This is a genomic window from Trinickia dinghuensis, from assembly GCF_003367175.1.
Classification (GTDB): domain Bacteria; phylum Pseudomonadota; class Gammaproteobacteria; order Burkholderiales; family Burkholderiaceae; genus Trinickia; species Trinickia dinghuensis.
Window position 1 is genome coordinate 821,537 of the sequence record NZ_QRGA01000001.1, and the last position, 6,110, is coordinate 827,646.

Below are 6,110 nucleotides of genomic sequence, written 5' to 3' on the forward strand. Positions count from 1 at the left end.
GCTACACCACCCGCGCTGCCGCGGACGCGATCTCCTTTTCGATGACCCGCGCCAGCGCATCGAACGCCGGCGCGATCCGCTCGTGCGGCACGCAGGCGTAGCCGAGCAGCAGCCCCGATTGCGCCGCGCTTTCCTGGCTGTAGTAGGCCGACAGCGGCCGCACGATCACGCCCGCCTCGAACGCGGCCGAAGTCATGGCGCGATCGTCGGCCCCCTCGGGCAGTCCGAGCACGAAGTGCAGCCCCGCTTCGTCGCCCATGACGGGCAGCGCATTGCCGAAGCGCGAGGTGACCGCGTCGATGAGGATCTGCCGGCGCTCGCCATACAACGCCCTCATGCGGCGCACGTGCGACGTCAAATAGCCGTCCATGATGAACTCGGCCAGCACCGCTTGATGCATGAGCTGGCCTTCACGATAGAGTTCGGCCACGCCCGTGCGGAACGTATCCACCAAATGCTCGGGCGCGACCATATAGCCGATGCGCAACCCCGGATACAAAATCTTCCCGAGACTGCCGACGTAAATGACGCGACCGGCTTCGTCGAGCCCTTGCAGAGAAGCGATCGGCCGGCTGCCGTAGCGGAACTCGCTGTCGTAGTCGTCCTCCAGGATCCAAACGCCGTGCTGGCGCGCGTATTCGAGCAAGGTCCGCCGGCGGGCCAGGCTCATCACCATGCCGAGCGGATATTGATGAGAAGGCGTCACCACCGCAAGACGCGGCGGTGCGGCGGGTCCGAACTCGCGTTCGCGCGGATTCAGCCCCTCGCTATCCACCGGGATCGGATCGATCTCCAACCCCGTCGATTGCAGTACGCTGCGCGCCCCCCAATAACAAGGCTCCTCGACCCACGCGCGATCGCCGACGTCGGTGAGCAGCCGCACGGCAAGATCCATCGACTGATGAATCCCGGTGGTGAGGATGATTTGATCGGGCGTGCATTTGACCGAGCGCGCCACGCGTAGGTAATCCGATAGGGCTCGCCGCAACGGCCGATAGCCGCCGCCGGGCGCGTAGGTCAGAAGCTCGGGATTGGCCGATTTCCAGAGCCGAGCCTGCAAGCGGCTCCATGTGCGCGACGGAAATTCGGTCACGTCCGGTACCCCCGGCATGAAGGCGCCCCATTGCTTCGGCGCTACGCCCGCCCGGCCGATCAGACGCCGTCCACGCGTGGACAGGCTTTGCTGGGCCAGCGCTTCGCGCGACATGCCCGGCTCGCTCGCGCGGGGCGAAGACCGAGGGCGGACCGCGGCCGCGTCGGGACGAGTATCGGCCACATAGGTGCCGCTGCCCGTCGTCGACAGCACGTACCCTTCGGCCGTCAATTGGTCGTACACGCGCAGCACAGTGTTTCGCGCGATCTCGAGATCGTCCGCCAGCGTTCTCGAACTCGGCAGCTTCGTGCCGGGAGCCAGTTGCCCCGTCAAGATCGCGTGCTGCACGAGGCGCAGCACCTGACGATACATCGGCTCCGCCGCACCGCGCTCGAGCCGGGCCGCGAGCCAGTCCGACAGAATGATCGTATCCAAAGTGGTTCCCTTCGGAATAATGAAATGGCTCCGTCCCATGGAACCGTGGCCGATTATATTGGATCGCAAGGAAAGTGCGGCGCTCGCTAGTCGATGGAGCCAATCGGAACAAGCGCGGCAGCGGAAACAGAATCAGAAACAGCAAGAAAAACCGAGGTGAGACGAACGATGAACGACTTGCCTGATGATGCTGACCGGCTTCGAATTCCCGTTTGCGTTCGCGACTTCGTTCGACGAAGTGGTGGTGACGTTGTTTCTTGCGGGTGCCGACCAAACGACGCTGCCGCGTCTTCACACCGGCGTATAAATCGCAAGCTTCAGGGCCGGGTCGTCGTTCGCTTGGAATGTCGCATATTCGTAGCGCTGCGTGCCGCGCTTGGGGTGCTCCAGTACTTTCTGTCCCGACGCGCCGCTGCGCACGTCATGTGCGTTCCACCATTTCGCGAATTGTGGATTCGCCGACCGCAGCCGCTCGACCAATTCCACGAACGCCGGGTCGCTAGCATGGAGGTCGTGCGTCGCGCGAAAGAGCGCAATCATGCGGCGCGCTTCATCGGCCCAGGTCGATCCGAACAGTTGCCGCGCGCTCTGTTCGATGAACATGAAGATCAGAACGTTGCGGTCGGCCTGCGCCGCGCGACCGAAGCCGAATAGATCATGGGCGGCTCGGTTCCACGCCAGAATGTCCCAGCGCCGGCCGGTGATATAGGCGGGCAGCGACAGACGTGACACCATCCGCTCGATCGCCGGCGGCACGCGCTCGGGAACGAATGCCCGATGTTCATCGCCTTGCGCGAGCGCGCGCAGATGCGCGGCTTCCGCTTTATTCAGTCGTAGCGCGTGAGCAAGTGCATCGAGGGTTGCATCGGATGGACTGACCGTTCTTCCCTGCTCGAGCCGCACATACCAATCCACGCCGATTCCGGCCAGCTCCGCCACTTCTTCCCGACGCAAGCCCGGGGTACGGCGGCGTCGCCCGCTTTTGAGCATGCGCGCGTCCGGCGATAGCTTCTCCCGGCGCGACCGCAAGAACTCTCCAAACTCGCTTCGCCTCGATGTCTGCATGCTCGTTTTTATGTCTCACGGTGGTATCGACGAATCCTAGGATAGTACCAGGCCTTGTTCCCAATTCTAGGCCTGCCAGAATCGTCTCGTCCAACCATCATTCACGGAGTAGACGATGAAAGCCGCCATTCTGAAGTCACTCGGCCAGCCGCTCGCGATCGAGCAGATACCCGCCCCTGAACTGGGCACGGGCGAAGTGATCGTGGACGTTGTCGCGGCACCGGTGTTGCCTTACGCAAACGAGGTGTTCAGCGGCGAGCGCCGCTATTCGATGGAATTGCCGATCGTGCCCGGCTGCGGCGCGATCGGCCGGGTCAGGGCGAGCGGACCCGATGCAACGCATTTGAAGGTGGGCGACTGGGTGTTCTGCGATCCGACCGTGCGCTCGCGCGACGACGCCTTGATGCCCGACATCACATTGCAGGGCTGGAGCGCGCGCAGCGAAGGCGGGCTGCGTTTGCAGCGGTTCTACCATGATGGCCCATTAGCCGAGATGATTCGCATGCCGACGGAAAATGCGATTCGTATCGGCGATATCGATCCGACGGATGCCGCGCGTTGGTGCGCGCTCGTTGTTCTGCTCGTGCCCTATGGTGGGCTGCTTGCTGCTTCGCTCCAAGCCGGCGAGACATTGCTGGTGAGCGGGGCAACGGGCAATTTCGGAAGCGCTTGCGTGGCTGTCGCGCTTGCGATGGGCGCTCGCTGTGTCGTTGCACCCGGTCGTAATCAAAAAGTACTCGACGATTTGCAGCGCCGCTTCGGCGAACGCGTGCGAACGGTTCGGCTTTCAGGCGATGAGGACGAAGACCGCGCACGGATGCTGCTGGCCGCACCGGGTCCGATCGATTGCGTCCTCGATCTGCTGCCGCCGTCGGCACCGACAAAGGTGGTCCGCACGGCGCTCATGACTGTTCGTCCCTACGGCCGCGTGATTTTGATGGGCGGCGTGGGCATGCTCGGTGGCGACGAACTCAGCCTGCCGTATCCGTGGCTCATGCGCAACGACATTACGGTGCGCGGCAAGTGGATGTGTCCGCCCGAAGCGGTGACGCGCATGGCGGGGTTGATCCGGGCCGGCTTGCTCGACCTTGGACACTTCGACGTGACGACATTCGCGCTCGACGCGGCGAACGAGGCGGTCGATCACGCGGCCGCGCACGGCGGACCGTTCAATATAACCGTCATTCAGCCTTAGGCCGGCGATTCCGCTTCATCGCCTCTTCGCTACGCGGACGCGGAGACAACGAGCATCATGGGGCGCTCCAACTCTTTTGCCAGTCCCGGCATCTGCTGGATTTGTTCGGCGGTCGGGGCGAACTCTTCGACTCGCCGAATTTGAAAGCTCGCATCGATCAGCGTGTTCAAGGTCGTTGCGAGCGTCCGGTGATATTTCAGTACGTCCTGGACGAACCATTCCCGTCGACGTTCGCCTTCGGCGAAGTATTGGTTGACAGGCCAAGTCTTGCGGCCATCTTCGTCGGTGATCCAATGTGCATGGGCCGCTGCCGTGAAGATCGGATGCTCGATCGTGAATACGAAATGGCCTCCGGGGACGAGCGCGTGACGAATCATCCGTACGATGCGACGGAAGTCCTTCACGTAATGAAGCGCCAGCGAGCTATAAGCGAGGTCGAACGCGGCGTCGGGTAGCTCCAGCGCGTCGAGATCGGCGATGCGATATTCGATCGCCGGGTCGTTCGTAGTCGTTACGGCTCGATCGATCATGTTCTGCGAGAGATCGATGCCGAGCACTGATGCCGCGCCGTGTTCGCGCATCCAGCGTGAAGCCCATCCGAAGCCACACCCGAGATCGACGACGCGCTTCATGCTCAGGTCGGGCAACATGGCCCGGACCGTGGCCCACTCAGGGGCGCCATCCAGTCCTTGTACCTGTCGCGGCAATTGCCGGTATCCGGCGAAGAAATCGGGATTGTCGTAGATGTTTTGGGCCATGTGTCGACCTTGGATAGCGGGGTATTGCTGATACCGGTAACGACAGTTGCCTTGTTAGGCGAACACGATGTCGCAAGAATACATGCAAGCCAATCGGCGATGAGAGATGTCCTAGAGGCGACGACCGGGGGCGCCGACTTAGATCGTGCGTCAGCGGATCGAGCAGCAGCGAACCCGCACCATCCTTCCTCGCCGCCTGAAGGACGAGGTTTGACGCGCATTTCGATCAAACGCTGACGTCAATCCACATCGTCGGTATTGTGTGCATCATCGGCAGCATCTGGCTCACTCAACGGCCCGCTCGTCAGGCCGGTGCGCCGGTTTCGACATCCAAACGCCCGTTCAACCCAATGAGAGAACACCGACCTGCGACTCGTGCGCTCCGCTTTTATCCTGCTTGGCATTCTCATGGCAGCGCCCGTGTTTGCGAAGATGGTGACCAAGCCCGTCGATTGGAAGCTCGACGGCACGACCTTCAAAAGCGTGCTCGTTTATGACGATGCGGTGGCGGCGAAGACGGGCGTTTGCCGGTATGACGCAAAGGCCGCTGCTCGATCCTATCGGATGATGCACGACTGGCTCGCGGAGACTTTTGCGGAAAAAGGCGCCTAGCCGAATGAAGGGCTAGGCGGAAACCGCCGGTGACCGGCGGCGGAGGTATCGATGTAAAAACGGCTTGCTGTCGTTACCCGACGCAAGCCGTATTCAATTCGATTCAGCGAAAATCTTTTATGCCGCGCGGCGGGCGATTTTCTCGGCCCACCCGCGCGACCGACTTCGGCACGGCTTACTGGCCGAAGAACACCGGCTTCACGCCGGCCGCATACGTCGGTGCACCCGAGGCGGACGAACCGGCTTGCACACCGCCGAAACCTTCATTGTTGCCGCTTTGTGCATTAACACGCGCTTGGGCGAGTTGCGCGTCTTCCGGATAGTACGGATCGTTGCTCATGTTGACGCGGCCGCCGGCTTGTTCGAACTGAACGAGTTGAGCTTGGACTTGAGCGCGGGTAAGCGGCGCGTTCGATTGGGCGAAAACGGCCACCGGAGCGGAGATGGCGGCGGCGATAACAACGGCTTGAATGAGCGATTTCATGATTACTACCTCCAGAGTTTATTTGTCTTGCTGCTATTTGCATCGTGTTCGTTGCGAGAACCGATGACTGCAGTGTAGAGGCTGGAGTGCCTAGGGTTAACGCCTAGTTTGATAAATCACCATTGCCGTTTTGTTCATAATCGACTGTCGCTCGGTGCGTCGACGGGTGGCTTTCCGTCGCCCAAATGACAACGGCGGCGCCATTTCTGGCGCCGCCGAGCGAGCTTTCTGACTAAAGCCGATTACTGGCCGAAGAACACCGGCTTCACGCCGTCGGCGTGCGCGGGGGAGCCCGAAGCCGACGAACCGGCTTGCACGCCGCCGAAACCTTCGTTGTTGCCGTTTTGCGCAATGACGCGCGCTTGGGCAACTTGAGCATCTTCCGGATAGTACGGGTCGTTGCTCATGTTGGCGCGGCCACCGGCTTGTTCGAACTGAATGAGTTCAGCCTTGACTTGAGCGCGCGAC

The 6,110-nt window shown here is 61.9% G+C and carries 7 protein-coding genes and 1 pseudogene; 3 read left to right on the forward strand and 5 right to left on the reverse strand.

The window, feature by feature from the left end; translation table 11 throughout:
- Position 1: 1 nt before the first annotated feature.
- Positions 2-1,528, reverse strand: coding sequence for a MocR-like pyridoxine biosynthesis transcription factor PdxR (gene pdxR / locus DWV00_RS03645; RefSeq protein ID WP_115532119.1), 1,527 nt, complete (start codon positions 1,526-1,528; stop codon positions 2-4).
- Positions 1,529-1,739: 211 nt separating this feature from the next.
- On the opposite strand from pdxR, the pseudogene DWV00_RS03650 reads away from it, so the two are divergent.
- Positions 1,740-1,832: pseudogene (locus tag DWV00_RS03650) on the forward strand (ABC transporter permease); the annotation flags it as partial.
- Here the strand turns inward: DWV00_RS03650 and DWV00_RS03655 are convergent.
- Positions 1,820-2,593 (reverse strand): helix-turn-helix transcriptional regulator, encoded by a 774-nt coding sequence (locus tag DWV00_RS03655; RefSeq protein ID WP_115532120.1) that lies wholly within the window; start codon positions 2,591-2,593, stop codon positions 1,820-1,822. The pseudogene DWV00_RS03650 and the gene DWV00_RS03655 sit on opposite strands and share 13 nt — an antisense overlap.
- Positions 2,594-2,708: 115 nt before the next feature.
- On the opposite strand from DWV00_RS03655, the gene DWV00_RS03660 reads away from it, so the two are divergent.
- Positions 2,709-3,788 (forward strand): alcohol dehydrogenase catalytic domain-containing protein, encoded by a 1,080-nt coding sequence (locus DWV00_RS03660; RefSeq protein WP_115532121.1) that lies wholly within the window; start codon positions 2,709-2,711, stop codon positions 3,786-3,788.
- Between the two features lie 29 nt (positions 3,789-3,817).
- On the opposite strand, the gene DWV00_RS03665 is transcribed toward DWV00_RS03660, so the two are convergent.
- A complete protein-coding gene (locus tag DWV00_RS03665; RefSeq protein WP_115532122.1) occupies positions 3,818-4,546 on the reverse strand; it encodes a class I SAM-dependent methyltransferase in 729 nt (242 codons plus the stop codon).
- Between the two features lie 408 nt (positions 4,547-4,954).
- Between DWV00_RS03665 and DWV00_RS33910 the strand changes: the two genes are divergently transcribed.
- Positions 4,955-5,158 carry a hypothetical protein gene (locus DWV00_RS33910; RefSeq protein WP_181885338.1) on the forward strand — a complete coding sequence of 68 codons (204 nt, stop codon included), beginning with the start codon at positions 4,955-4,957 and terminating at the stop codon, positions 5,156-5,158.
- 175 nt (positions 5,159-5,333) lie between these two features.
- On the opposite strand, the gene DWV00_RS03675 is transcribed toward DWV00_RS33910, so the two are convergent.
- Positions 5,334-5,642 (reverse strand): DUF4148 domain-containing protein, encoded by a 309-nt coding sequence (locus DWV00_RS03675; protein WP_115532123.1) that lies wholly within the window; start codon positions 5,640-5,642, stop codon positions 5,334-5,336.
- 242 nt (positions 5,643-5,884) lie between these two features.
- The coding region (locus DWV00_RS03680) for a DUF4148 domain-containing protein (RefSeq protein WP_147297836.1) at positions 5,885-6,110 on the reverse strand (226 nt) is incomplete at its 5' end.